Below are 1,299 nucleotides of genomic sequence, written 5' to 3'. Positions count from 1 at the left end.
CAACCACCGCAGGCTCCACGGTAGCCTCGGAATGGTCAGCCCCGACGAGTTCGAGGCGGCCTACTACGCGGCCCTCAACCCAGAGCCGCTCCCCGCATAGAAGCGGCCGAGAACCTGGGACGGTTCATGGGCCTGGGGGTGGAAGGGTTGGCCGTTCTTTTGCTCGATGCCCAGGGGGGCCAGCAGGTATTCGAAGGCGTTGCGGGCGCCGCGGGAGCAGGTGGTGAAGACGAGCCCGTTATCGGTCAGGGTGGAGGCTGGTGGCCCGTAGGTGGTGATGTTCGTGGTGAAGCTGTCCACGACAAGTGCGGCGGTGACGCGGCGGTGGGCGGTGGCGGAGAGCAGTAGCCGGGAGTGGTCGTCGAGCCAGTTGAGGATCTCGACGTCGCTGCCGTCGGCCAGCGGCCAGTGGTGGGGGCACCTCCCGCTTGCGGGGGAAAATCGGATTGCCAGGTTTCGTTGGGTTGGTCTGCTTCGAACCGGTGGATGCTGCTTTTGGGGCGCTTCTTCGGTTCTGGGGTGATCAGGTCTGCTTTGTGCAGGATCCGGCGGATCGTGGAGGTCGACGGGGCGCGCGGGTGTTCGTGTTCGAGGTGCCAGGCGATGGTGACCGGGCCAGCGTCCAGTCCGGAGTCCGTGAGGACGCGACGCAGGGCCAGGATGCGGGCTCGCACGGGTTCGGCGGTGGCGGCACTGTTGCTGCGGGGGCGCCGACTTCGGGGCTCGATCGCGTCCCAACCGCCCTGTTCGTATCGTCGGATCAGTTCGTGGACCCATCGCCAGGACACCCGGTAGCGGCGGGCGACCTCGGCCTGCGTTTGCTGCCGCTGCGTGACGGCCAGAACAATCAGACGCGCTTTAGACATCCCTCATCGTCACGGACCACTATGAACGATGTCCCGACTCACCTATGAACGATGTCCTGAACCTACACACCTTCAGCTCCACCAATATGTTCAGGCAATGTGTTTCAGCAATAGCCTCCGGGCTCGTCGATGTGGCCGGTGGCGAGGATTTCGCCGGTGTGCCGGCCGTCGCGGGTCAGCTGACGGCGTGAGGCGATGACCCGTTCTCGGACCGGGCGCGGCCCTCGCCGCCACGCGATTCTATGGCCTGCCCAGCCTCTGACCGATGTCTCGACTCATCCGTCCCGGTGGACCTAGGGAGTCGAGCCCTAGGTGTAGGAGGGCGTGACGTTGTTGACTCGGGCGGGGGTGCGTGAGGCCGGGGGCTGGTCGCCGCAGGCGGTGTGAGGCCGATGGTAGTTGAAGTGGTTCACCCACACCCCGATCGCCTCCC

2 protein-coding genes and 1 pseudogene are annotated in these 1,299 nt (G+C 66.0%); all 3 read right to left on the bottom strand.

The features are described 5' to 3' along the window. Positions 1-63: 63 nt before the first annotated feature. Positions 64-300 (bottom strand): hypothetical protein, encoded by a 237-nt coding sequence (locus D8M39_RS12705; RefSeq protein ID WP_162604310.1) that lies wholly within the window; start codon positions 298-300, stop codon positions 64-66. Continuing rightward, positions 246-866, bottom strand: a complete 621-nt coding sequence (locus D8M39_RS12430; protein WP_013161534.1) for a helix-turn-helix domain-containing protein — start codon at positions 864-866, stop codon at positions 246-248. The genes D8M39_RS12705 and D8M39_RS12430 overlap by 55 nt, the downstream gene beginning before the upstream one ends. A gap of 308 nt (positions 867-1,174) precedes the next feature. Beyond that, positions 1,175-1,299, bottom strand: a pseudogene (locus D8M39_RS12425) (IS481 family transposase); the annotation flags it as partial.

Source organism: Kocuria sp. HSID17590 (assembly GCF_003989485.1).
GTDB lineage: Bacteria > Actinomycetota > Actinomycetes > Actinomycetales > Micrococcaceae > Kocuria > Kocuria salsicia.
Note: the sequence above shows the minus strand (reverse complement) of the source record. Positions and strands in the feature narration are given on the sequence as shown.